The organism is Rhizobium binae, from assembly GCF_017357225.1.
GTDB lineage: Bacteria > Pseudomonadota > Alphaproteobacteria > Rhizobiales > Rhizobiaceae > Rhizobium > Rhizobium binae.
In genome coordinates this window covers 147,634-171,902 of sequence record NZ_CP071606.1, presented here as the reverse complement: position 1 = coordinate 171,902, position 24,269 = coordinate 147,634, and the positions used below count along the sequence as shown (strand labels likewise).

Here is a 24,269-nt window from a genome sequence, read left to right as displayed (position 1 = left end):
CAGCTGCAGCAATCGGCACTGATTTTTAAAAACGCGGTTGACAGTGCAGCCGAGATGATCTCATTATTTTTGCAACGCCGTTTCAAAAAGCACTTCGGGAGGAAGTATGCAACAGAAACTTCGCCGACGCGCCGCCTTGGCCGCGATCGCCGCACTGTCGATCTTCACAGTTTCCGCTACCGTCTCGAGAGGTGCCGAAGAAAAGCCGATCTCGATCGCGATCCAGTATGGTTACGCCTATCTGCCTGTCGTGGTCGCGGACCAGAAGGGCTTCTTCTCCAAGCAGTTGGCCGCAAAAGGCATCAACACGACCGTCGAGATCAAGAAAATCAGCGGGGCACCGGCCATCAATGACGCTTTGATCAGCGGGACGATCGATATCGGCGCCTACGGTCTTCCGGGCATGCTGATCGCTGCGGAAAAGACAAAAAGCTCAATCAAGATCCGCGGGCTCGCGGCCCTTGTTGCGGGCGACAATGGTTTCTACACGAACAAACCGGAGATCAAGGATCTCAAGGATCTCGGATCCAGCGACCGCATCGCCGTGACATCGACGACGGGTCAGCAAGGCCTTCTCGTCAGGATGGCCGCGAAGAAGGCTTTCGGAGACGCAAGACACTTCGATACGATGATGGTGCAGTTGCCGCATCCCGATGCGACGAGCGCCCTTCTCGCCGGTGGCACCATCAGCGCCTATGTTGCACCTCATCCTTACAGCGACGTGATGGAAGCGGATTCCAAGATCCACAAGCTGTTCAACTTCTCCGACTATCTCGGACAGCAGGTCACAAGCGGGCTGCTCGCAACCACCGGAAAGTTCATCGACGATCGCAAGGATGCATCTCTGGCCATCGTTGCAGCGATCGAAGAGGCTGATGGCTTTATCCGTGACAATCCGAAAGAAGCCGCTGAGATCTTCCTTGCGTCGGAAAAATCGTCTCTCAACGCCGAGCAGATCCAGAAAATGCTTGAGAGTGTGAAGGGCGAATGGGGTGTCCAGCCCAAGGGCGTAATGAGCTTTGCCGACTTCATGACTGAAGCAGGCCTACTGAAATCGAAACTGAGCAAGTGGCAGGACGTGTTCTTCGAACCTGTCGCTGCCGGTCAGGGCACCTGACACTGGGATAACGAAGCCTCTTGGAGGCTTTGTAGAAATGCGCGCAACGATGCAGGGCTAGGCTCCAGGCTGCTCAAGACAAGAACAGCGCTGGGACGTGCGAGCACTCGCCGATGCGCCGTTAGCACTCGAAAACCCATCATCTTTGCCAAAAAGAGCACAGGCTACGCCTTTGCCATTTTGGTCGCCACCATCCAGAGGAGGATTGAATATGCAGAACACCCATATCAAGCTCGCGTTTGCCTTTGCGGCACTTGCCATATCGGCGTCCTACGCCCATGCCGAGTGGCCAAACGACCGTCCGATCCAGATGATCGTCGCGTTCGCGCCGGGCGGCAGCACCGACGTCATGGCCCGTGCCATAGAGCCGCTGCTTGAAAAGGAACTTGGCGCCGATATCGTCATCGAAAACCGTCCTGGTGCATCGGGCGAAATCGCCTATACCGCGCTGTCGAAGGCAAAGCCCGACGGCTACACCTTCTCCTACATCAATACGCCTGGGTATCTCTCCATGCAGGTGCAGCGCAAACTCGGCTACGACCCGAAAACCATCAAGCCGATCGCGCGCATCGTCGATGACCCGGCGGCAGTCGTTGTCCCATCGGGTTCCGACTTCAAGACGCTGAAGGATTTCGTCGAAGCCGCCAAGGCAAAGCCGGGTTCCGTATCGTTTGGCTCTTCCGGCGTCGGCACAGACGACCATCTGGCCATCATCCTGCTCGGCGCTGCTACAGGCGCGAAGTTCACCCACGTTCCGTTCGGCGGCGCTGGTGAAACGCGCACGGCCATTCTCGGCTCGCAGATTTCGGGCGGCGGGCTGAATGTCAGCGAATTCGCTGGTACGGAAAGCACCGGGCTGCGCATGCTTGCCACCTTCGGGGCGGAACGTTCGCCGCAGCTTCCCGATGTGCCGACAGCCAAGGAGCAGGGCTTCGACGTCGAAATGAGTTCGGAGCGTGGCGTTGCCGCGCCAGCCGGTGTCCCAGACGAGATCACCAAGAAATTCTCCGAAGCAATGAAGCGCGTCATCGACAGCCCGGAATTCCAGAAGCAGGCCAAGCAGCTTGCTCTGCCGCTCGCCTATCTGTCTGGCCCAGACTGGGAAAAGCAGATGCCTGATCGACTCGCCCGCTTCCAGAAGATCTGGAACGAAACTCCGTGGGTTCAGTGATGGCAAGCTCCGATATGAGGAAGAGGGATTATCCCGATATTCTCGCAGGGGCCTTGATGATTGGACTGGGAGCGCTCGGCCTTTGGGCCGGGCGCGACCTAACCTTCGGTTCGGCGGCGATGATGGGACCCGGATATCTCCCAGACGTTATCTGCGGACTGCTGATCGTGATCGGCGGATTTGTGCTGATCAAGGCGATAGGCAAGTTCTATGAGGCAATTGGTGAGACGAACATTAAGCCGCTTATCATTCTCGTTGTGGCGATCGGTGGTTTTGCTTTCATGGCGGAAGCGCTAGGCTTCATCATTGCGACGATCTGGCTTCTCGTCATCGGTAGCCTGGCTGACCAGGAGTCCCGGTGGAAAGAGATCGTCATCTCCAGCCTGATCCTGACCGCCTTCGGCGCGCTCGTCTTCATCTATGGCCTCGGCGTACAGATGCCGATCCTGCCGTTCTGACAACGTCAGGAAGGAACTCAAATGGATTTTCTCCACTTCCTCGTGCTCGGTTTCTCCGAAGCACTCACGCCGACAAATCTCCTGTTCTGTTTTATCGGGGCGTTGCTCGGCACGTTGATCGGCGTTCTGCCGGGTATCGGCCCGACAGCAACCGTCGCAATCCTGTTGCCGGTGACGTTCTTCCTGCCGCCACTTGCGGCCCTGATCATGCTGTCGGGCATTTTCTACGGCGCCCAGTATGGCGGGTCGACCACCGCAATTCTGGTCAACCTCCCCGGTGAAGCATCTGCGGTGGTGACGGCCATCGATGGCTATCAGATGGCCCGAAAAGGGCGCGCGGGCGCGGCGCTTGCTATTGCTGCGCTCGGATCTTTCTTTGCTGGCACCGTGGCGACCGTCGGCCTTGCGGTAGCAGGTCCTACTCTTTCGTCCTTTGCCCTCTCCTTCGGGCCGGCCGAATATGTCTCTCTTTGTATCTTCGGCCTCCTGGCCGCAACGATCCTCGCCCACGGCTCCGTTATCAAGGCGATCGGCATGGTTTGCCTTGGGCTGGTGCTTGGCATGGTGGGCATCGACGTCAGTAGCGGCGCGACCCGGCTTACGTTTGGTTCGACGGAGCTCTATGACGGTATCGACTTCGTCGTCATCGCCGTCGGCCTGTTCGGCGTCGCTGAAATCGCCAGCAATCTGGAATTCAAGGAGACCCGCGGCGTTCTGCAGAGCACGATCGGCCGTCTGTGGCCGACGACACAGGAGTTCAAGGAGAGCTGGGGTGCCGTGCTTCGCGGTACGGCGGTTGGAACCATCCTTGGCGTGTTGCCAGGCGGCGGTGCGACGCTTAGCGCCTTCAGTGCCTATTCCGTCGAAAAGAAAATATCGCGGACGCCGGAGAAGTTCGGGCACGGCGCAATCGCCGGCGTTGCTGGACCGGAATCGGCAAACAATGCCGGAGCACAGGCTTCGTTCATTCCGCTTCTGACGCTTGGCATTCCGTCGAACTCGATCATGGCCATGATGCTTGGCGCTATGACGATCCACGGCATCACGCCGGGACCTTCTGTCATTCACAACCAGCCCGAGCTCTTTTGGGGTCTCATCGCTTCGATGTGGCTCGGAAACGCAATGCTGCTGGTGATCAACCTGCCGCTGATCGGCATCTGGGTCCGCCTGCTGAAGGTACCGTACCGTCTGCTTTATCCGGCGATCCTGCTATTTTGCTGCATCGGCGTCTACAGCGTCAACAACCGCGGCTTCGACGTCGCCTTGGTAATCCTGTTCGGCGTCCTCGGATATGTCTTACGAAAGGCGAAATGCGAAGCAGGTCCCCTGCTCCTCGGCTTCGTCCTCGGTCCTTTGCTCGAAACCAATCTGCGCCGCGCCTTGCTCCTTTCCCAAGGCGATCCGCTGGTGTTTTTCGAGCGGCCGATCAGTGCTGTGCTTCTGCTCGTGACAGCCGGCATGCTTTTGACGCTCATTCTTCCGGCTATCCGGAAAAGCCGCAAGGAAGCGTTCGAAGCCGGCGAAGACTGACAACTCCACGCTCCGCAAGTACCTTGCGGAGCGTCATGCAAGGACGCGAGTTTACCATGACGACATCAGACGTGAGCAGATCACGCCGTTCAACACGCTTGCTGCAGAACATTCTCGCTCTTGATGACTTTGAGGTTCATGCACGCAGGCATCTCCCCAAACCGCTTTACGGTTACATCGCTGGCGCCAGCGAAACGAACGCCTCCTTGAAGCGAAACGCCGAAGCGTTCGATGCTTATTCCTTCCGGACGCGCGTGCTTAGGGATGTCTCCGGCAGGAGTATGAAGACAATCTTGCTCGGCCAGGCCTATGAAGCTCCGTTCGGTATCGCTCCAATGGGGATCAGTGCCCTGATGGCCTATCGGGGTGATATCGTCCTGGCAAAAGGTGCGGAAGAAACTGGTATCCCGATGATCATGAGCGGGTCGTCCTTGACCCGGCTTGAAGATGTCGTCGCCACGGCGCCGAAAAGCTGGTTCCAGGCCTACCTGCCGGGCGAGCCCGACCGCATAGCGGCGCTTGTCGATCGCGTCGCCAATGCCGGTTTCGGAACGCTCGTTCTGACCGTCGACACAGCCGCGCTGGCAAACCGGGAGAACAATATTCGCTCCGGCTTCTCGACTCCGTTGCGCCCCAGCTTGCGGTTGGCATGGCAGGGCGTTTCGCATCCGCACTGGACCCTGGGGACCTTCCTTCGCACCATCGCGCGACATGGCATTCCCCATTTCGAGAATTCCTACGCGACACGCGGTGCGCCGATCATCGCCTCGAACGTCATGCGCGATTTCGGGCGCAAGGACCATTTGAATTGGTCGCATCTGGAGCAAATTCGTGAACGTTGGAAAGGTCATCTGGTCGTCAAAGGCATACTTCATCCCGACGATGCAGATCATGCCGCTAATTTGGGCGCGGACGCGGTCATTGTTTCCAATCACGGAGGACGCCAGCTCGATGGCGCCATGGCACCGCTTAGAGCTCTTCCCGATGTCGCCGAGCGTATAGATGGCCGCATCCCGGTCATGATCGACGGCAGCTTCAGGCGTGGCACCGACATCATCAAAGCTTTAGCGCTGGGTGCCGATTTCATCTTTGTCGGAAGACCGTTCCTTTACGCCGCTTCAGTGGCCGGCCGGAACGGCGTCGTAAAGGCGGCAGAGATTTTGAAGACTGAACTCCATCGGAACATGGCGTTACTCGGGGTCACGTCAATCAATGAGATCGGTGAAAAACACATCGTCGCCGATGCGCCTCGGGGCTCGTATCTTTATCAAGATGAATCGATCAGCCTCAGCTCTTGAACGGACATGAACCTGCGACCTGCTCATCAGACCCTTTAAGTAACTGATTGCCTGATTACTTTGCCAATGCGGATCGTTGGTGCGGCGTAAGCCCAACTATGGAACTTGTTGATATCGATCGTCATTTTGATGCATTTGAAGGCGGCTGCGGCAAGCGGAACTCTGGCTGAGCGTGCCGAAAATTGAACGCGCTTATCACGCAGTTCTCCCTCGATCACGTTAGTGGCCCTCAGCGGCTGATGAATCATCATCTAGCCGCGTAGCAGACATCTACCAACGTAGGAAACGTTTACCGGCGAAATAACCGACAGTCACGACGATGAGAGTCGCCAGAGGATACCATGCCGCGACGAACAATGGACTGTCATCGAAGCAGTTGGTCGCATAAAGCGTCGCAGCGATGCCGACTGATACGAGACCTGCGAGCGCACCGGCAAGACCTGGGTTTTCCGGTGCGCCCTGCCGCATGGCGAGGAAGAGGAATGTGCCAGGAAATGCCGATAGCGCTGGTATGATCGTCAGGCAATGCAATGCGTTATGGCCAATTAGTTTATCGAGCCAGACATCGGACGGCGTGACGAGTAGTTCCAGGGTAGTTGCTGCAAGCAGAAGAACGGGCGCGATCAACAGCAGCCACCGTCGCCGCCCGATGTCGCTTCCCGGTCGAATGACGGGTCCCGCCAGAGATAACGCGGCGGCAAAGAGGGAGAGGGTGATAACGAACTTAAAGTCGAACCGCACGGTTTCGATCGCCTGGGCGATGTCGTGTCGAAATCCCAGCGTCAAAAAGAAAGCAAGGCCGGAAACCAAGGCACCGGATACTACGGCAGCCGAAAGCACGGAGGTTAGATTGACCGGTCGGCGCGTGTCCTGCGCTATTAGGGTTATCAGGTCTTCTGTTTTCACGCTGCCATTCCTACTCAACAATCGAGCAGACCCGTTCACTCGTCAAAGCCTGCAGTCGCTCATATGATGTTCTCCCGTCGAAGCATCAAGCGTTGCGCCGCTCATTCGACTTTCGTCACGTAATCGACCGGAGCACATGCCTCGGCGTGGTTACGATCTCATCGATTAGGCTGCCATCAAGTGTCGCTTCTCGTATTTCGGATTATTCCAGGATCTACCATCGCAACAGCTTTTGACCAGCTAAAGCGCCAACTGCTGTGACGGCGGCAATGGCGATCGGGTACCAGAGGAGGACGAAGAGCGGGCTGTCGTCGTCGCAATTGGCGGCATAGAACGTTGCGGCGATCCCGGCTGCCGCCAAACCCGCGACGGCTCCGGCAAGTGCAGGACGTGTCGGTGCTCCATGTCGTAGCGCCACAAGAAAACAGGCAAGGGGACCGACCGACAACGACGGAATGATCGTCAGACAGAGCCTGGAATTGTGCCCGATCATCCGTGTCACCCAGGTCTCAGGTGGCATGACGGAAAGCTCGAACACTGCCGCACCGACAGCCAATGCCAACGGCACCAGCAAAGCCCAGCCCCACCAGTGCAAGGGCACGCCGGGCTTTCCTATACGATACATGACGAGACTGCCAGTGACCGCAAGAGCGACCGTGATGACGAATTTGAACAGAAAACGGCCGGTGTCCAAAGCAGCACCGATATCATGCCGGAAGCCGATTGCCGAGAAAAAGGCAATTGCAACGATCAGGACGGCCGCGATGCTTGCCTGTTGGAGCATGTGAGTGAGGCTTGACCTCACCGGCGCGTCCTGTGCGAGCAATTCTATGAGATTTTCTGTCTTCATTTCAGTGGCTCCGAATAGAGAGCCGACAACGCCTTGAGCGCCCGGTGGAGCGCCACACGTACAGCGACTTCGGTCATCTTCAGACGCTCCGCCGTCTCGCGGACGCTCGAACCTTCGACCGAAATTGATTGGACGATCGTCCGCTGAGGATCCTTCAAGCGACTCAGTATCTGTTCGATGTCCATCCGGTCCGCCACCCCTACTCCGTCATCGCTTTCCAGGGTCGCAATCACGTCCTCGAGGGGAACGGCGGCCTGCCTGCCTCTGCGTCGCAGGCTGTCGATCAACTTGTTCCGCACCAGGGCAGCCATCCACGGGCCCAGGGGCCGGGATGGATCCCAGGTGCCCCGCTTAAGATGAATAGCCAGCAACACTTCCTGAACCACGTCCTCAGCCTCACTTGCCGGCGCACCGAATTGTTCGCAGCGCTTGCGAGCAATCACGCGCAGATGAGGCGTGACGGCTGTCAGCAATCTGTGGTAGGCGCGTCCATCGCCCGCGATTGCCGATCGCATCCAGGAGGCCCACTCTTCTTCGCGCGCCGAATTCTTCATCCGACATATTCCAGTTCGGAGAAAAAGCTCGGCTCGTTACATGAGCGGACGGAAATTTCCTGCCAAGCGAACGGGATAGCTTGCATGCTGCGCCCCTCGTTCATGCTCATGCAGGTTCCACTTGCTTGGCGCCATCGGGCTCAAGGAGTGCGAACACAGGCTTTATCAACCCTTCGAGCAGCTCCTTTTCCGGGCGGGCACGTGCCAGGACGCGGATGCCAAGCAGGGTACCAAGCAGCGTTCCGGCCAAATCGGCGGCGCGTTGGCGCCGGCCGATGGAGCCATCTTCCTGGCCTCTTTCCACGCAGCGTAGGAAGAAGGCCTCGACTTGCACAAGCACGCTGGCAACGACACGCTGGAACTCTTCGTCATGCGGCGCGACTTCAAGAGCCGAATTGACGAGCATGCAGCCTTTCCTCCTTGTGTCGGCCAGGGATCGATCGATGATTTCGCTAAAGAAGGCGTTGATCGCCTGCCGTGGTGGTTTCGATTCGAAACGCCCGACGCGATCCCCAAAACTTCGCTCGACGTAAAAATCGAGCGCCCTGCGATAAACCGCCCGCTTGTCGCCGAAGGCGTTGTAGATGCTGGCGGTCGTCAGCCCCATAGCCTGGGCGAGATCCCGGATCGAGGTTGTTTCATATCCCCGTTCCCAAAACTGCTCCACGGCGAGCTCCAGCACTTTTTCTTCGTCGAATTCTCTGGGCCGGGCCATCTGTTTGTCTCTCGATAACGTGATTACGGCTCCGCAATAGCCTGGAACTTTCTGCGATACATTTTATAACGAGTGATTTAAAACGCAATCGCATGTCGGCCCACGCACGCTTTTTTGCATGGTTGGGCCGGGCTCAACATACTGGGAGATAAACGAAATGGGTCTTGAGCAGGATCTTGCTGAATTTAACGCGAAGTTCGAGGCAAGCGCGCCTCCCGGTGCAGCAGCGTTTTTGAACGCGAAGATCGAGGAGCTCACCTCTGGCTTTCCGTTCGATCGCGTTCCCAAACCTGGTGATCTCGCTCCCGAATTCTCCTTGCCTGGTGTGACGGGCGAAACGATCTCCTTGCTTGAGACACTGGCCAGTGGTCCGGTTGTTCTCACCTTCTATCGTGGCGCTTGGTGCCCGTACTGCAACATTCAGCTCGCCGCCTACGAGCATGCCTTACCCGCTATTGCGGAAGCCGGGGGCTCTCTCATCGCAATTTCGCCGCAAAAGCCGGATGGCTCACTGTCTATTGCCGAGAAGAATAATCTCACGTTCGACGTCCTCAGCGATACCGGCAATGGTGTCGCGCGGAAATTCGGCCTCGTCTACACACTGCCTGACGATCTCAAGGCGGCTTATTCCTCGTTCGGCGTCGACCTCGGAACGATCAACGGAGATGACAGCTGGGAGCTGCCGATACCTGCGACCTTCGTGATCGGCCGTAATGGCCGTGTGCGCCTCGCCCACGCCGAAGCCGATTACCGCAAGCGTCTCTCTCCGGATGCGATTGTCGACGCACTTAGGGCGGAAGAAGCTGTCTAGACCGAAACCGCAGCGAAGAAAAAAGCGAGGTAAAACCATGAATCTCGAAGGCAAGCGTGTTCTCATCACCGGTGGCTCCAGTGGCATCGGCTTCGCCATTGCACGTGCCATGCTGGCGAAAGGAGCTCGGGTCGTCGTTACCGGGCGAAACTCTGAGCGGCTGGTTCAGGCTGTCAGGGATCTCCAGGAAAAGGGGTTGCCGGTTATCGGCATTCAGGCGGATGTCGCCACCCCGGAAGGTCGGTTTCTATCCCTCGACAAGGCCATCGAGGCACTTGGCGGGCTCGATGTTCTCGTCAACAATGCAGGCGGCGTGCGGGCCGGTCGTCTTGAGAAGACGACCGAGGCGGAAATAAGGATTATGGTCGAGGTCGACCTTGTTGCTCCTATTCTCTTGACGCAGGCTGCTCTTCCCCACCTGCGCGCGTCCGGAGAGGGACTAGTCGTCAACGTCACCTCCGGCATTGCGTTGATCGGTGCTCCATTCTACGCGACCTACGCCGCGGTTAAGGCGGGGCTCTCACGGTTCAGCGAGGCACTGCGCCGGGAACTGAAGGGCGAAGGTGTCGGCGTCTTGACGCTCTATCCGGGCGCGACGGATACCCCGATGATGCAGTCCTCGAAGGCCGGCCCCGAACTGGGGTTCACGCGCGAGCCGCCCGAAGCGGTTGCCAATGCGCTGATCGAAGGAATTGAAACCAATTCCCTTGAGGTGATCCGCGGCGGCGAGGCTCGCGCGAAGATGATCGCAGCCAACAGGGATGATCCGGCGGCGATCGATGAACGTTTTCTAACAATGAAGCCAGCGCTCGAAGAGGCGGTCAGCGACCACTCAGCGCTCTAAAACCGAGGAGATGATCATGACCAAGCTCGCATTGTTCGTACAATTGAAGGCAAAGCACGGAAAGGAAGAGGACGTCGCAGATTTTCTCAAAAGCGCGCAAGCCCTGCTCGCCCAGGAACCGCTCACCGTCGCATGGTTTGCGGTTCGCTTCGACAAGTCCACGTTCGGCATCTTCGACGCTTTCGATGGGGAAGAAGGTCGCCAGGCCCACCTCCAGGGTCAGATCGCCGCCGCCCTGATGGCAAAATATGACGAACTCTTTGAGGGACCGCTCGACATTAAACAGGCGGAAGTCCTCGCCGACCGCCTTACTAGCTGAAAAAAAATCAATCCGGAGCCGGGCGAGGTCCGGCTCCGGATGCCTCAGTGACGCGCTTTGACTTCTATTCCTGACGGAGCCCCCATGATCCGCTTCTATTTTCATCCGACGCCCAATCCCGCGAAAGTTGCCCTCTTCCTGGGAGAGGCAGGGCTGCCCTATGAGGTGGTTCCCGTCGACACCAGCAAGGGCGAGCAACATTTGCCGGCGTTCGGCGCCATCAATCCGAATGGCAAGGTGCCGGCCATCGTGGACACGGACGGCCCAGGCGGAAAAGAGACACGCGTCTTCGATTCCACCGCCATCCTGATCTATCTCGCCGAAAAGACAGGCAAGTTTCTTGGCTCGCCCGAAGATCGGCCTGAGCTTCTCTCGTGGCTGCTGTTTCTCGCGTCCGGCCTGGGGCCATTCTCAGGCCAGGCGGTCCATTTCCAGCACGCAGCGCCGGATGGCCTCGATTATGCCGTCAACCGCTATCGCCGTGAGGCCGAACGCCATTATCAGGTCCTCAACGATCATCTCGAGGGTCGCGATTTCATCGTCGGAGATACTTACACAATTGCCGACATGTCCGCGTGGGGATGGCTGGATCGTGCCTCGCGCGTCCTCAAGGGGCTTGAGGATCCGCTCGCTGCTTATCCGAACCTGAAGCGGCTCTTCGAAACGGTTGATGCGCGCCCGGCCGTCTCTCGCGCACGGGAAGTCGGCAAGGATCATTCTTTCAAACGCGTCAACGACGAAGAAACCAAGCGGGCGCTTTTCCCGTCGAACTATCCGCCCGCGGCATAAGGTTCAGGACTAGCGGCAGCTTTGGTCTCGGCTTGCTCCAACGGCTTCGTGTGTGGCTCCGGCCTGACGTGTTCAGGCCGGTTTTGGCTGATTGCGAAGTAACGGCTTTTCGATCAGTCGGTGATGGCGGAGAGGATCGCCCCGCCATTTGCTCCTTGTATCAGTACCGCTGTCTTCAAGTCCTTATCGGCCTGCGGCAAGGAAAACGAGGTTTTACTCCCATCCCAGGTGCCAAGCCGGGCCAGACGCCGGACGACATGTGTGTGCTGCAATGTCGCGCCGCTGTTTTCCCCTCGCGCAACCGGCACGTCTTCGATCCGCGGATCGTAGCGCACCAGCCAGACATCAGCGTTCCCGGTGGTAGAGCCGGCGCCGACTTCGATACGGTCATTGGTAAACGCCAGCGCTGGGCCATTCAGCGAAGGCGTTTGCGCCAGCAGGGATTCGACTTTGGGAAGACTGTTTCCGACGGTGGTTGCGGTGCCGTTGACGACCATCTGGGGGGTATAGGGGCCGGGCTGCCTCAAGGCCGGTTCATAGGCAACCTGACGCTCGGTGAATTCCGGCTTCCCGTACGTGTCTTTCCAGCCCAGGTAATCCCAATAGGTCACGGAGAAGCTCAGCGCGAGAACATTCTTCCGGTTGCTGATCTTGATGAGATTGGCGTTGGCCGGAGGGCACGACGAGCAGCCCTGGCTGGTAAACAGTTCCACCACGGTCAGTGGCCGCTCTGTTGCGGCCACGGGCATGGCCGCAAGTGCTGGCAACGAACAAAAGAATATCAACCTGCCGATCTTGCCTGGATATTTCATCACGCGACTCCCTATCACGGCCACGCCGGGCAATCCGGGTGATCAGTGGGAGTTCGCATGCGACACGGTCATCGTTACTGGCTCACGAGCATGTGATCGCGTTAATCGATGTAACAATAGGGCGTTCGCTTGCGTACTCGAAGCGTTGAAACGAGCGTCCAAGGAGAAATAGTGTAAGCGGGTAGGTCACCCCACGTATCTTTAGGGCCGCTGAACGGTCATTCTCTAGCATGAGTCATGCGGAGAAACCTATGAGCGACAGTGTGAATCATCATCGAACATTCGAGGTCCTGACGGCGGAGCCGGTGCAGTCTCGACGCAAGCCACGTCATTGGTCGGACGAAGAGAAGGCACAGCTTGTCGCCGAGGCACTCTCGCCGGGGGCCAATGTGTCGGCGATTGCGCGGTCTCAGGGATTGGACCCGTCGCAGCTCTATGCCTGGCGTCGTAAGGCGCTCTCGTCGGGAATGGTCGCGCCACTGACGGAGGGAGCGCGCGCGCCAGTCAAGTTCACGCGCTTTGAGGCGGTGGCCGGTTCGATGGTGGAGATCGTCGTGGGCGATGTTGTGGTGCGCGTCGGCGGCGATGTTGATGCCGATCACCTGACCAAGATACTCCGGGTGGTCCGCACGGCATGATCGCTTCCGGTGTGGTGGTTTACGTGTCGTGCCAGCCGGTCGACTTCCGCAAGGGGGCCGCGTCTTTGATGGCGCTGGTCCGAGATGGCGGTCTCGACCCGTTCAATGGCTCGCTTTACGTGTTCCGGTCGAAGCGGTCGGACCGTGTTCGCATTGTCTGGTGGGACGGCTCAGGCGTCTGCCTCTATTCGAAAACCCTGGAAGAGCAAGGCTTTTGCTGGCCGGGTATATCGGCGGCGCGGATGCGTCTCGACCATTCGCAACTGATGGCGCTTCTGGCGGGGCTCGATTGGAAAAAGATCCGACCGGCCAAGATCAGGCGGCCGTTGTTGACGGGCTGAAACCGGCCTGCGGCAAGATGAATCATGTGGCTGTAATGATTGGGAAAGCGGCTGTTCTTGTGCTCTATTGCCTCCATGGATTTGCCCGTTTCCGACCTGCCAGACGACGTCGATGCGCTGAAAGCGATGATCCTTGCGATGGCGCGCGAGCAGGCTGCGAACGAGACCCGGCTTGCAGCCGCGGCGGCAGAGGTCGAGCGGCTGAAGGCCGTCGAAGTGAGCGCCAACGAACGGATCGCCAACCTCACGGCGATCCTGAAGGTTTTGCAGCGCACGCAACATGGCAAGCGATCCGAGCGGCTGCGCCTGGCCGTCAATGACGAACAGGTTTCCTTTGCGTTCGAGGAGGTCGAGACCGGCCTTGCGGCAATCCAGAGCGAACTCCACCGCGCGACCGGGGACAAGCCGAAGCGCGCGCCGCGTCCGCGCAAGGGCTTTGCCGCTCATCTCGAACGCATCGAGGAGGTTATCGAGCCGGAAATCCCGGCCGACTGCGCGGGGCTGGAAAAGGTTCTGATCGGCGAGGATCGCTCCGAGCGGCTGGACGTGGTGCCGCCGAAGTTCCGGGTGATCGTGACGCGCCGCCCCAAATACGCTTTCCGGGGCCGCGACGGTGTAGTTCAGGCCCTGGCGCCGGCACACCTTATCGAAAGCGGCCTGCCGACGGAGCGGCTGCTCGCCTATATCGCCGTGTCGAAATACGCCGACGGACTTCCGCTTTACCGGCAGGAGGCGATCTATGTGCGCGATGGCGTCGAGGTCAGCCGGTCGTTGATGGCGCAGTGGATGGGGCATCTGGGCTTCGAATTGCAGATGGTCGCCGATTATATCCTCGACCGGGTCAAGGAGGGCGAAAGGGTCTTCGCCGACGAGACGACCTTGCCCACGCTTGCCCCCGGTTCCGGGAAAACCACCAAGGCCTGGCTGTGGGCCTACGCACGCGATGATCGACCCTACGGTGGAACCAGTCCGCCGATGGTTGCCTATCGCTTTGAGGACAGCCGGGGCGGCGATTGCGTGGCGCGTCATCTCGCCGGATTCAGCGGCATCCTGCAGGTTGACGGCTACTCAGCCTATACCAGCCTGGCCAAGACGCGGGCCAAAACCGGCAGCAATGAACCCATCCAGCTCGCAGGCTGCTGGGCACACCTGCGGCGCAAGTTTTACGATCTGCACATCAGCGGAGTCTCTCAGGCCGCAACGGAATCGATCGTCGCCATGACCGAGTTGTGGAAGTTCGAGGACGAAGTCCGCGGCAAGAATGCCGAGAGCCGCGCGGCGCGACGCCAGGAAGAATCCGCGGCCATCGTCGCCAGCCTCTTCGAGCTCTGGGAAAAGGAGCTTGGCAAGGTCTCGGGAAAATCCAAAACCGCCGAGGCGATCCGCTATGCGCTCACCCGGCGAGAGGCGCTGGAACGCTTTCTCACGGACGGTCGCATCGAGATCGACTCCAACATCGTCGAACGGGCGATCAGGCCCCAAACGATTACGAGAAAGAACAGTCTATTCGCCGGCAGCGAGGGCGGTGGACGAACCTGGGCGACGGTGGCCACCTTATTGCAAACGGCCAAAATGAATGGCGTCGATCCGCTCGACTGGCTCTCGCAGACCTTGACCCGCATTGCTCAAGGCTGGCCAGCATCCGAAATCGAAGCGCTCATGCCCTGGAACTTCAAGCCTGACGTTATCGGCTGACCGCTTACGAAATAGTCATGCCGCTTCGATCCGTGCTCCTTGCCTGTGCGGCAGCGCTGGGCCCAGCCCTTGCTGTTCCGGCATTTGCCGAGACAGTTACCTTGGAGGCGAAAGATGGCGTGAAGATCTATGGAGACTTCCAACGGGCCGAAGGCCGATCTCGCGCAACCATCTTACTGTTTCACATGGCAGGTTCCAATAGGAGCGAATACGCGCCTCTGGCGCCCATTCTGAACAAGGCGGGCTTCAGTACCCTGGCCATTGATCAGCGGTCGGGTGGCAATCTTTGGGGCACCGTCAATCAGACTGCTGCGAAGGCAAGAGGTGGTGCGGCTTTCGCCGATGCACTTCCCGATCTTGAAGCCGCGATCGCCTATGGCAGCATGCAGCACTCCGGCCCGATCGCCGTTTGGGGATCGAGTTATTCCTCAGCGCTCGTCTTCGTTGCCGCCGCTCGCCATCCCGAGGTTAAGGCACTGCTCGCGTTTTCCCCCGCCGAGTACATTGAGGGGTATTCGATCGAAAAGGCAGCGACAAAGCTGACCATTCCCGTATTCATCATATCCGCGCCCGACAGTGATGAGATATCGAGTGCAGACGCGCTGACAAAAGCGGTACCCGCCCATAGAGCAGTTCAATATATCCCGAAGCACGGTGTGCATGGATCGGCGACGTTGCGCATGGACAGGGACCCGCAAGGCGCCACCGAAAACTGGAAGCATGTATTGGCCTTTCTCGACAGCACCTTTCCCGGTACCTGAGGAACTGGAGTCCAGCCGAGCTTGGGAGCGATCGTCCAGCGATTGCTGAGACCGTTGCGCGTCCCGTGACAATTTGAAATCAAGCAGCTTGGGCCGGGCTTTTCCCCAATCAAAAGGGTTTCACGACAGCGAGCCAAGCGATGATCGCGAACGCGAGGAAGATGGCAAACGGAGCGGCCCTGAGCAACCGGTGAACAGGCCTTTCTTGCTGCAGCAACCGTTTCAAGGCCAGACCTTCGACGCTGTGCAGAACGCTGAGGAAGATGGCAGGGACCATCTTCAGAAGCAACCAGGACGAACCACCCCAACCCGCACCAAAGGCCATCGTAAAGCCAGCTACCCACACGATCGCGAGCGCGGGAGTCGTTACGAGCGCATCCCAACGTAGGACGGATTGGCCGATGCGACGGAAGCTCGTTTCATCTGGTGAAGCTATCGCGATCCGCAAAGCCAGCGCCAGCGCCAGCATACCTGCGATGAGGGTGACGACGGCGAAGACGTGAAGCGCTTTGATATATAAATACATCAGCGTTCCTGTTCATGATGCCTTAGCGGTTGAAGATTCTGGAGATGATACCTTGCAGGCCGGACAGCATCCCTACGACGGTGACCGCGAAGATCACGTATCGCAGTTCCTCAAACGGCGTTCCATCGAGATAGCTGACGCCATATTCCCAGATAAAGAAGACAGCCAGGGTAGCAAAAATAGCCACGAGAAGACCAAAGAGATGGTGGCCAGAACCGTTGGCAGGTTCAGTCATGTGCCCGCTCCATTTGCAAAGCGGTCGACCTTGAAGATCAACAGATCGTCACGTCGCTCTATATTTCCTTCGAGCACCACTTGTAGGCCGGTTTTGTCGAGTAGCCCTGCAGGCATAGGTCCGCCGTCCTTCGACGCGAGCAAAAAGAAGATACGGCCATCAACCGGTGCGGTTGAGACAAACACAGGCGGCACGCCACCGGAAATGCAAAGATTCGCGCAGGCCTTATGCGCGAGACCCGTCCCCGGCTTCATCGCCCCACCTCCGCACTTCCCATCGCAGATCTCACCCGTTAAGCGCCATCGCCCGAGATCCTGTGGCGGCGAGAGCGCCAGAGCTGCAGACGGCTGCTCGTCAACGGCCTTCAACTCGTCTCCGCCGCCGACGAGCAGCATTTCGAGATCTCCGCGCTTGACGAAGATGCCACCCACCCGGGCAGCCTTGCCGGCAAGCGGCAGTGCCCGGTCGTCAACGCCAAATTTGCCGGAACCCGCCAGCATGATGGCGCGCGGCGGTGCCGTTCCAGTGCCGGCTACGCGCAAAATCGGATATGGCTTGACCTCCATCGTGCCGGTCAGATGCTCGCCATGCAGTTCGTCGGCGTAGCTCCCTGCCCCGGGGCTCTCGGTGTTGAGAGATAGAAGCACCGAGGCCGAGGCCATACCGGCGATGAAGAACACGACGAAGCCGATCATCAGTGCCTTGACGTCGGCCGGCACCTTCTTGAAATATCCGACAAAAAATCCACGTTCGGCGGGTTTCAACATCAGGCTGTCCCCTCTTTGTTGGAGGCGGAGGGTAGGAGCTCGGCCGGGATTGGAACAGGATCGAGCTTCGTGCCCAACGGAAGCGGTTCTGGATCGACAAGGACAGCCGAGCCCTGCAACCGGACCCGATACTTGCGAATGCGTTCCCGGAACGGCGGTGGCGAACAGCCATCTTCGGGGCGATATTGATAGCCATGCCATGGGCAGGTGATGAAACCGAGAACGACCTTGCCTTCACCGACTGGTCCGTTCTGGTGTGAGCACACATTAGACACGGCCGACAGGCCACCCTTGGAGCGAAAGACGGCGATGCGCTCGCCGCCCGGAGAAGCGCCGATGATCGCCCTGCCCTCGGCAATCTCGGAGAGATGGCCGACGACGATCCAGGGCTCCTCCGGCGCCCTGGCCGAAGCGGCGGCATCTGCCCCAACCTCACGGTGCCCGGCGATCAGATTCAGTGTTGAGAGCAGCGCCAGGCCGCCGACCAGGAGCAGCCCAAGGGCGAGATCGTGGCGATCGAGCAGCGCCCCAAGCGCCACATGCAGGATGATCGCGGCATAGGCGAAATAGACACTCATGTGGATCGCCTTCCACAGGGGCGGCGTCAGAAAGGAGAGCCAGAAGTCGTGGCTGGTCGCCGCGAGAATAGCCAGAATGACAAGCGCAAAAACGCCGAAAAGCTCGAAGGGAAAGCCTGCGACACTTGTGAAACTGGTGTTGCTGGTAAACAGTGCCGTCAGTTCCGGCGTCGGGCTGTAAGAAAAATACCAGCCCAGCACGTAATAGGCATGCGTCGCGGCAACGATGAAGGTCATCACGCCGAAGTGGCGCCTGTTGTAGAGCAGTGGAATGAAGCGTGTATCGATGCGGGCGAGCGGTCCGATCGCGAGCACGATCGTCAGCATCAAGAGAGCTAGCGAACCGAAAGCCCGCATGCGCTGTGTTGGAAGATCGACCTCGCGCAACGCCGGCGAGAGAAGTGGACCAGCTTTCAGGAAGATGAGAATGTAGACGACGATCCCGGCAAGCAAGACGCCATCGTAGATCATTTTGGTCCGGTTCCAGATGATCGGCTTGTAGGATACGCTCACGGGTGCCCTCCTCCAGCGACCTTGCCGTCGAGACGGATTGCCGGTGCGTCCGCCGGCAGTTTCGGAGCGCTTGCAAAGATGATGGCAAGCAGGAGCGGCAGAGCGACTGCAAGTCCGGTCCAAATTGCCGCATGGGCGCGACGGTGGCGGCGCTGCACGTTACTGCCCTCCCTTCGCAAGGCTCAGCCAGCGCCAGATGACGACCGGCCAGAGGAGAACAAGGCCTGGGATAAGGAGTGGCCTTACCGCATAGGCATCATGTGCGCCCGGATCGACTTTGTCGAAGCCATAAAGCAGGAACGCAGCGGCAACGACAACGCCAATGCCCGCCCACAGCATCAATCCCGCGGATACCGGATCGTTCGAACCAAACATGAGATCCTCACACCGGTCCGGTCGCCGGAATCGCCGCGCCAGTGACGATCCCACCAGCCGGCGAAATAAGAAAGCCTATGAGCTTGGCGATGTCTGCAGGCTGAACCCAGCCGCCGGTTTTGGCGTTCGGCATCGCCGCCCGATTCTGCGGCGTATCGATCGTCCCAGGCAGGATGCAATTGGCGGTGATGCGGTCGTCGCGGTTCTCTGCGGCGATCGCTTCGGTAAGGCGGATGACAGCCCCTTTCGAGGCAGCATAGGTTGCCTGATTGGCGCCAGCTTTCAATCCGGGTGCCGCTGCAATGTGGACGATACGGCCATAAGCTGCTTCCCGCATCGGCTTCAGGACTGCGGCGCTGATCGCATAGGCGGTGCGGGCATTCATCTGGAACATCTGGTCCCATTGATTAAGGCCGAATTCCTCGACCGGGCCGGTCTGGAAGCCTCCAACCGTGTTGACCAGCGCATCGAGTCGGCCAAACACGTCAAGCGTCCGGTGAACGGCGTTCTGGCAGGAGGTGAGGTCCGTTAGATCGATGCCTCCGATTTCCAGAAGTCGCCCGCCTGAGCGGTTTTCCAACGCAAGGTCAGCGCCGAGATTGCGCTCCACGGCGACGACCCGTGTGCCGTTGCTCGCGAACTCTTTGACGACTGCGGCCCCAAGGTTGCCGGCCGCACCCGTTACCATCACAACCATCTCGTCATTCGATACTTCATGCATGGCAACGTTCCTTCCAACAGGCTGATCGCCAACGTGTCCGCCCCGTTATACGGATCGCATCATCATTTTGTTACAGATGTTTTAAAACTTTTCCAGTGTCATCGACGCGACGGGCCAAACTTGCTGCGACAGCGAAAAAATTCTGTCGAGGCGCTGTAACGAAGACGGCCGCGCAACCGTACAGGCCTTTGTCAGACCGGAATTTCGGATCGAAACGATCGAGATAAAGGTGTCTCGCCAAGGAGCAAAGAAGATGAAACGCGATGCATATGGTCTTGTGACGAGCACGGACAGCAAAGACGCGCAACGGGCATTTGAGGGTGCAGTCTTCGGTGTGGCGACCCACCGCCCGAGCACAGGTCCTGCGCTGCAGATGACCATTGCGGCTGACCCTCACCACGTTTCCGGACACGTTTTGAAGGGCTTTGCAAACCTGATCCTGGCGCGCTCGGAACTCGCAGCGCCTGCCGCCGATGCATTGAAAGATGCACGGACGGCGCTGGCCGTCAAAAGTGGCGGAACGGGTGACGAGCGAGTGCTGGTCAAGGCGCTTGAAGCCGCCGTCGACGGTTTGTTCTCCCAGGCTGCCGACCTCCTTGACTACGGTTTCGAAGATCGTCCGAGCGTCTTCCTGCCGTTCAAGATCTCGCAAGCGCTGCGTTTCATGCTGGGCGACGCGGCCGGCATGCTGAGCGCGAGCACAAGGGCTGTCAGTAGCCTCGATCCCACGAGCAATGCTGCCGGCTTTATTCTTGGCTGCCATGCCTTCTCTCTGGAAGAACATGGCCGTTATCAGGAGGCGCTCGACGTCGGGCAACGCGCCGTGGCGCTGCAGCCAGATGATTCCTGGGGGCTTCATGCGGTCTCACATGTCTTCGAGATGCGTGGCGACACTAAAGAGGGCATCGATTGGCTCGAAGGAAGCCGGAAGGCCTGGTCGCGCTGCAACAACTTCTCGTTTCACATGGCCTGGCATCTGGCTCTCCTGTATCTGGAGCGCGGTGATCATGATCGTGTCCTGCAGATTTACGACGATGAAGTCCGACCGCAGCAGACCGACGATTTCCGCGACATGGCCAACGCCGTTTCGCTCCTCTGGCGCATGCAGCAATCCGGGATCCATGTTGGCAGCCGCTGGATGGATGCCGCTGAAATCGCCAACCGGCGCAAGGCCGATACAACACTGATCTTCGCGGCTCTGCACAACCTTGCGGCCATGGTTGCGATTGATGATCGCAAGGGTGTCGCAGAGCTCGTTGCTCAGATCGATGCCAAGGCACTCGGCATGGATGATCAGGCACGCGTTGCAGCCGAAATCGGGGTGCCGATGGCGCGCGTATTGGCCGGGCTCGATGCGCCCGCCGACCAGCGAATGATCGACCGTATGGTGGCAAACCTGCCGAAGATCGGCGGCAGCAATGCTCAGCGCGACTTCTTCGTCCTTGCGTTGGCCAAGGCCGTCGGCCGCAGCGGCGACAATGCCGCGGTCTCGCGCATCGGGCAGATCCGTCAGCGCCTCAAGGCAGACGATCGCCTCTTCCAGTCCATAGAGCAGTCCGTCGGCGTCAGCCTTTCGGCCTGACAACTTCCCGCAAACAAGGAGAAATGTCATGACTATGATGGAAATGCAAAAGTCGGCAATCTTTCCGGAGATCCAGCCGAGCCTGGCGCGCACGATCGTGCTGGCGGGCCTCGCAGCGGACATCACCTGGGAGATCTGGGCGCGCGTCATTACCCCGCTTTGGGTCGGTGGACCGCTGGAACCAGCAGCTCTCGTTCAGTCCGTCTTCGGCTTCGACAATCTGCTGGCTGCCGAGGCTATTCACGCCATCGTCGGCATTATCTTCTATCCGATCGGCTATCTGTTCATCGCCCGGCCGCTGCAGAGGTTGATATTCCCGAACCTGCCGCTGATCCTCACCGGCATCGGCTTTGGTACAGGCCTGTGGGTCTTCGCTCTTTATGTGATGGCCCATCTCTTTGCCGGGTTGCCGGCGTTTCTCGGCTTCATCACCCTGACCTGGGCCTCGCTCATCGGTCATATTCTGTTCGGCATCGTCGTCGCGTTTGTCGTCCGGTTTACGGAACGCTGAAGGTGTCGTGGAGGAGACCTGCCCGGTCATACCATCCGCCGGGCAGGTTTCTCGTTTTTGAATAATCTCTACACGGTGGCTCGTTTGTAATGTCTCAATCCAGACCCTCGGATCGCATCGCTGATATCGTTGCCAAGACCCTTCGGATACACAAAGTGCGTCATGCCTTTGGTGTGCCTGGTGGTGAGGTCGTAACACTGATAGATGCTTTGCAGGCCGCGGGAATCACGTTCAACCTCACGCGCCACGAGACGTCTGCCGCCATCATGGCAGCGGGTGCCAGCACGATAAGCGGCAATCCCGAACTCCTGGTGACGACGGTCGGACCGGGTCTTGCCAATGCCGTCAACGGCATTGCCGACGCCGTTCAGGAGCGTGTTCCGCTGATCGTGATTTCCGGGGTCGTCGATCGTGCGACCCGGGCTCGCTATACCCATCAGGTGATCGATCACGCCCAACTTCTGCGTCCGCTCGTCAAGGCCTCTTTTGAAGTGGAGCCGGAAAGCGCCGCGTCCACAGTGATGCGCGCCTTGGCGATCGCGACGACTGAACCCATGGGGCCGGTGCATCTCGACCTTTCGCCTGCCGTCGCTGCGAGCTTGAGCTCAAGCGAATTCATTCCCAAGGCGCCAAAACGGTTTATCACCCCTGCTTCCGTCACCGATCCTGGCGTTCGCCTCCTTGCTGAGCGAATCCGCGCATCCGAACGGCCCCTACTCCTTGTCGGTCTTGAGACTGCACGCAATCAGGCCGGCCCCGCCCTGCAACATCTGGCCGAGACCATCGGAGCGCCCGTTGTCACGACCTATAAGGCGAAGGGCATCATTCCCGAGGACCACCCCCTGTCTCTTGGGGCCGCCGGCCTATCGCCGCTTGCAGACAAAATCCTTCTTCCTCTGATCGAGAAGGCGGATCTTGTGCTTGCCTTCGGCTACGACCCGATCGAAATGCGGCTCGGCTGGTTGGATTTCGTGACCGACCAGACGAAGCTCGTCGAGATCTCCGGAGCTCATGCCGATCACTCTATGCATCACGCCGGCACATGGATCTCGGCAGACACGAAAAGCCTGTTACAAGCGCTCAACGGCTCGCTCGTCGAGCGTAAGACATGGCCCAGTCACGAGCCGGCTGCCGCGAAAGCGGCGCTCGATCGCGTCTTTTCGACCAGGGACGCATGGGGGCCGCATGCGATCGTCGATCACCTGAATGAGGCAGCCGGGACCGACGGTCTGGTCACGGTCGACAGCGGCGCTCACCGCATCCTGCTGTCGCAGAAATGGCGCGCGGCAACACCGCTGTCGCTCCTGCAGTCCGCCGGCTTTTGCACGATGAACGCCGCTTTGCCGCTGGCGATCGGCGCGAAGGTAGCCGATCCCGCTCGACGGGTGTTTGCTGTCATGGGTGATGGTGGCCTGGAGATGGGTATCGGCGAACTTGCGACCATTCGGGATCTCGGCCTGCCGCTGACGATCGTCCTGTTTCAGGACCGCAGCCTCGCGCTGATCGCTATGAAGCAGGCATCCGCCGGCCTCGCACCAGCGGGCGTCGCTCTGGGTGAAACAGATTTTGCTGCCGTGGCCATTGGGTTCGGCGGCTATGGTGTGAATGTGGAGACAATCGATGACTTCCGTACCGAGCTTGAGGGTGCCTACCACCGGCCGGGCTTCAGCCTCATTGCCTGCAGGTTCGACGCCAGCGCCTACGACGGCGCTTTCTGATCCCCATCAGGCAACAGCTTCGGCTGGCGCGAAGGTCAAGCGTGCTCGTGATCCGCGCCTCGACTTTTTTCGTGGCGTCGGCATGCTGATCATCCTGCTTGCCCATATACCGGACGACGGCTGGGCGCTGTGGATCCCCGCACGCTTCGGGTTTTCGGACGCCACGGAGATGTTCGTGTTTCAGTCGGGCATGGCCTCCGCCATCGCGTTCGGATCGACATATGACCGCAACGGGGCGATTGCACTGATTGCCCGCGTGGCGCAGCGCATCTGGCAGATCTTCTGGGCACATATCATTGTCTTCATCGTGGTTGCCGCCATCATGGTGGTCGCCGGAACGCGCTATGATGGTGTCACCTATGTCGATAGCCTGAACCTCGTACCGTTCATGAAGGATCCGGGCCACCTTCTGGTCGGCTTGCTGACGTTGACCTATGTGCCGAATTATTTTGACATCCTGCCGATGTACATCGTCATCCTGGCGCTGATGCCGGTGATGATCTTTGCATCGAATCTGCACCACGCCCTGCCGATATTTCTGATGACCGTCCTGTGGCTCGCCACGCAGTTTGGACTGACGCATCTGCCGGCCGAACCATGGTCGGACCGCCCCTGGTTCTTCGACCCGTTTGGCTGGCAGTTCCTCTTCTTCACCGGTTTCTTCCTGATGCGCGGTCACCCGTCGGCGCCCGGCTATGACCGCCGCCTGATGGTCCTTGCCGTTGTTGCCGTAATCGCAACTGTGCCCTTTGCATGGGTTCGTTTCCAGGAGGTCCACCCCTTCTTCGAGATGGCCGCTGCGCGGATCGCTCCGCTGACCGACAAAAGTGATTTCGGCATCTTGCGCTTCGTTCATTTCATGGCGCTCTGCTACATCGCCGTCCGTGCTGTCGGAAAAAATGGCGCACGGCTGCGCGGTCCGGTCGTCCGGATCTTGACGGTCGTGGGCCAACAATCGCTCGCCGTCTTCATTACCGGCATGGTCATCGCTCAGCCGATCGGCATCGCGCTCGATCATGCCGGCCGCACGACAGGCGCAGAGGTGGTCGGCAACCTGTTCGGGTTCGCGACCCTGATCGGTACCGCCTATCTCGTTCGCTGGTTCAAAACGTCACCCTGGAAATCGTGAGGCAT

The 24,269-nt window shown here is 59.3% G+C and carries 29 protein-coding genes; 17 read left to right on the top strand and 12 right to left on the bottom strand.

The window, feature by feature from the left end:
• The first annotated feature begins 106 nt into the window (after positions 1–106).
• The 5 genes from J2J99_RS25305 (at position 107) to J2J99_RS25285 (ending at position 5,574) form a co-directional block, all read left to right on the top strand.
• A complete protein-coding gene (locus J2J99_RS25305; RefSeq protein ID WP_168301631.1) occupies positions 107–1,117 on the top strand; it encodes an ABC transporter substrate-binding protein in 1,011 nt (336 codons plus the stop codon).
• Positions 1,118–1,328: 211 nt separating this feature from the next.
• On the top strand, positions 1,329–2,288 hold the full coding sequence (locus J2J99_RS25300; protein ID WP_168301630.1) for a tripartite tricarboxylate transporter substrate binding protein: 960 nt from the start codon (positions 1,329–1,331) through the stop codon (positions 2,286–2,288).
• The gene (locus J2J99_RS25295; RefSeq protein ID WP_168301629.1) at positions 2,288–2,746 is read left to right on the top strand and encodes a tripartite tricarboxylate transporter TctB family protein; all 459 of its coding nucleotides are present in this window, start codon (positions 2,288–2,290) and stop codon (positions 2,744–2,746) included. The genes J2J99_RS25300 and J2J99_RS25295 overlap by 1 nt, the downstream gene beginning before the upstream one ends.
• A 21-nt stretch (positions 2,747–2,767) precedes the next feature.
• Complete coding sequence (locus tag J2J99_RS25290; protein ID WP_168301628.1) at positions 2,768–4,276, top strand: tripartite tricarboxylate transporter permease; 1,509 nt, start codon at positions 2,768–2,770, stop codon at positions 4,274–4,276.
• A 56-nt stretch (positions 4,277–4,332) separates the two neighbouring features.
• Positions 4,333–5,574, top strand: coding sequence for an alpha-hydroxy acid oxidase (locus tag J2J99_RS25285; protein ID WP_168301627.1), 1,242 nt, complete (start codon positions 4,333–4,335; stop codon positions 5,572–5,574).
• 270 nt (positions 5,575–5,844) lie between these two features.
• Here J2J99_RS25285 and J2J99_RS25280 read toward each other — a convergent pair whose 3' ends face one another.
• The 4 genes from J2J99_RS25280 to J2J99_RS25265 all read right to left on the bottom strand — a co-directional run bounded on the left by J2J99_RS25280 (position 5,845) and on the right by J2J99_RS25265 (position 8,599).
• Positions 5,845–6,480, bottom strand: coding sequence for an NrsF family protein (locus J2J99_RS25280; RefSeq protein WP_168301626.1), 636 nt, complete (start codon positions 6,478–6,480; stop codon positions 5,845–5,847).
• 214 nt (positions 6,481–6,694) lie between these two features.
• Entirely contained in the window at positions 6,695–7,330 is a 636-nt protein-coding gene (locus J2J99_RS25275) for an NrsF family protein (RefSeq protein ID WP_168301625.1), read from the bottom strand.
• Complete coding sequence (locus J2J99_RS25270; RefSeq protein ID WP_168301624.1) at positions 7,327–7,884, bottom strand: sigma-70 family RNA polymerase sigma factor; 558 nt, start codon at positions 7,882–7,884, stop codon at positions 7,327–7,329. Before J2J99_RS25270 ends, J2J99_RS25275 begins: the two co-directional genes overlap by 4 nt.
• A gap of 106 nt (positions 7,885–7,990) precedes the next feature.
• On the bottom strand, positions 7,991–8,599 hold the full coding sequence (locus tag J2J99_RS25265; protein ID WP_168301623.1) for a TetR/AcrR family transcriptional regulator: 609 nt from the start codon (positions 8,597–8,599) through the stop codon (positions 7,991–7,993).
• Between the two features lie 157 nt (positions 8,600–8,756).
• Here J2J99_RS25265 and J2J99_RS25260 point away from each other — a divergent pair, with 157 nt between their 5' ends.
• The 4 genes from J2J99_RS25260 (at position 8,757) to J2J99_RS25245 (ending at position 11,362) form a co-directional block, all read left to right on the top strand.
• Complete coding sequence (locus J2J99_RS25260) at positions 8,757–9,410, top strand: peroxiredoxin-like family protein (protein ID WP_205919198.1); 654 nt, start codon at positions 8,757–8,759, stop codon at positions 9,408–9,410.
• A 37-nt stretch (positions 9,411–9,447) separates the two neighbouring features.
• Positions 9,448–10,254, top strand: coding sequence for an SDR family NAD(P)-dependent oxidoreductase (locus J2J99_RS25255; protein WP_168301648.1), 807 nt, complete (start codon positions 9,448–9,450; stop codon positions 10,252–10,254).
• Positions 10,255–10,270: 16 nt separating this feature from the next.
• The gene (locus tag J2J99_RS25250) at positions 10,271–10,573 is read left to right on the top strand and encodes a putative quinol monooxygenase (protein ID WP_168301622.1); all 303 of its coding nucleotides are present in this window, start codon (positions 10,271–10,273) and stop codon (positions 10,571–10,573) included.
• An 84-nt stretch (positions 10,574–10,657) separates the two neighbouring features.
• Entirely contained in the window at positions 10,658–11,362 is a 705-nt protein-coding gene (locus J2J99_RS25245) for a glutathione S-transferase family protein (protein WP_168301621.1), read from the top strand.
• 113 nt (positions 11,363–11,475) lie between these two features.
• Here J2J99_RS25245 and J2J99_RS25240 read toward each other — a convergent pair whose 3' ends face one another.
• Positions 11,476–12,174: a DUF1223 domain-containing protein gene (locus J2J99_RS25240; RefSeq protein WP_168301620.1), complete on the bottom strand. Its 699-nt coding sequence runs from the start codon at positions 12,172–12,174 to the stop codon at positions 11,476–11,478.
• Between the two features lie 251 nt (positions 12,175–12,425).
• On the opposite strand from J2J99_RS25240, the gene J2J99_RS25235 reads away from it, so the two are divergent.
• The 4 genes from J2J99_RS25235 (at position 12,426) to J2J99_RS25220 (ending at position 15,609) form a co-directional block, all read left to right on the top strand.
• Entirely contained in the window at positions 12,426–12,812 is a 387-nt protein-coding gene (locus J2J99_RS25235) for a transposase (protein WP_168302454.1), read from the top strand.
• Complete coding sequence (gene tnpB, locus J2J99_RS25230; protein ID WP_168302453.1) at positions 12,809–13,153, top strand: IS66 family insertion sequence element accessory protein TnpB; 345 nt, start codon at positions 12,809–12,811, stop codon at positions 13,151–13,153. The genes J2J99_RS25235 and tnpB overlap by 4 nt, the downstream gene beginning before the upstream one ends.
• Before the next feature lie 75 nt (positions 13,154–13,228).
• Positions 13,229–14,848, top strand: coding sequence for an IS66 family transposase (gene tnpC / locus J2J99_RS25225; protein WP_168302452.1), 1,620 nt, complete (start codon positions 13,229–13,231; stop codon positions 14,846–14,848).
• 17 nt (positions 14,849–14,865) lie between these two features.
• Positions 14,866–15,609, top strand: coding sequence for an alpha/beta hydrolase (locus J2J99_RS25220; protein WP_168302245.1), 744 nt, complete (start codon positions 14,866–14,868; stop codon positions 15,607–15,609).
• A 109-nt stretch (positions 15,610–15,718) separates the two neighbouring features.
• Here the strand turns inward: J2J99_RS25220 and J2J99_RS25215 are convergent, their stop codons facing one another.
• The 7 genes from J2J99_RS25215 to J2J99_RS25185 are packed head-to-tail and all read right to left on the bottom strand — an operon-like array spanning position 15,719 to position 19,324.
• Positions 15,719–16,135, bottom strand: coding sequence for a CopD family protein (locus J2J99_RS25215; protein ID WP_168302244.1), 417 nt, complete (start codon positions 16,133–16,135; stop codon positions 15,719–15,721).
• A gap of 22 nt (positions 16,136–16,157) precedes the next feature.
• Positions 16,158–16,370, bottom strand: a complete 213-nt coding sequence (locus J2J99_RS25210; RefSeq protein WP_168302243.1) for a hypothetical protein — start codon at positions 16,368–16,370, stop codon at positions 16,158–16,160.
• On the bottom strand, positions 16,367–17,137 hold the full coding sequence (locus J2J99_RS25205) for a hypothetical protein (RefSeq protein ID WP_168302242.1): 771 nt from the start codon (positions 17,135–17,137) through the stop codon (positions 16,367–16,369). Before J2J99_RS25205 ends, J2J99_RS25210 begins: the two co-directional genes overlap by 4 nt.
• Positions 17,137–18,228 (bottom strand): Rieske 2Fe-2S domain-containing protein, encoded by a 1,092-nt coding sequence (locus J2J99_RS25200; protein ID WP_168302241.1) that lies wholly within the window; start codon positions 18,226–18,228, stop codon positions 17,137–17,139. The genes J2J99_RS25205 and J2J99_RS25200 overlap by 1 nt, the downstream gene beginning before the upstream one ends.
• Positions 18,225–18,386 (bottom strand): hypothetical protein, encoded by a 162-nt coding sequence (locus J2J99_RS25195; protein ID WP_168302240.1) that lies wholly within the window; start codon positions 18,384–18,386, stop codon positions 18,225–18,227. Before J2J99_RS25195 ends, J2J99_RS25200 begins: the two co-directional genes overlap by 4 nt.
• A gap of 1 nt (position 18,387) precedes the next feature.
• The gene (locus J2J99_RS25190; protein ID WP_168302239.1) at positions 18,388–18,603 is read right to left on the bottom strand and encodes a hypothetical protein; all 216 of its coding nucleotides are present in this window, start codon (positions 18,601–18,603) and stop codon (positions 18,388–18,390) included.
• A 7-nt stretch (positions 18,604–18,610) separates the two neighbouring features.
• Complete coding sequence (locus J2J99_RS25185; protein WP_246735471.1) at positions 18,611–19,324, bottom strand: SDR family NAD(P)-dependent oxidoreductase; 714 nt, start codon at positions 19,322–19,324, stop codon at positions 18,611–18,613.
• A 253-nt stretch (positions 19,325–19,577) separates the two neighbouring features.
• Here J2J99_RS25185 and J2J99_RS25180 point away from each other — a divergent pair, with 253 nt between their 5' ends.
• From J2J99_RS25180 to J2J99_RS25165, 4 genes are all read left to right on the top strand, one after another.
• Entirely contained in the window at positions 19,578–20,906 is a 1,329-nt protein-coding gene (locus tag J2J99_RS25180; protein WP_168302238.1) for a tetratricopeptide repeat protein, read from the top strand.
• A 28-nt stretch (positions 20,907–20,934) separates the two neighbouring features.
• Positions 20,935–21,417, top strand: a complete 483-nt coding sequence (locus J2J99_RS25175) for a hypothetical protein (RefSeq protein WP_168302237.1) — start codon at positions 20,935–20,937, stop codon at positions 21,415–21,417.
• 89 nt (positions 21,418–21,506) lie between these two features.
• A complete protein-coding gene (locus tag J2J99_RS25170; RefSeq protein WP_168302236.1) occupies positions 21,507–23,135 on the top strand; it encodes a thiamine pyrophosphate-binding protein in 1,629 nt (542 codons plus the stop codon).
• A gap of 82 nt (positions 23,136–23,217) precedes the next feature.
• Positions 23,218–24,264 (top strand): OpgC family protein, encoded by a 1,047-nt coding sequence (locus tag J2J99_RS25165; protein ID WP_246735470.1) that lies wholly within the window; start codon positions 23,218–23,220, stop codon positions 24,262–24,264.
• Positions 24,265–24,269: the final 5 nt, after the last annotated feature.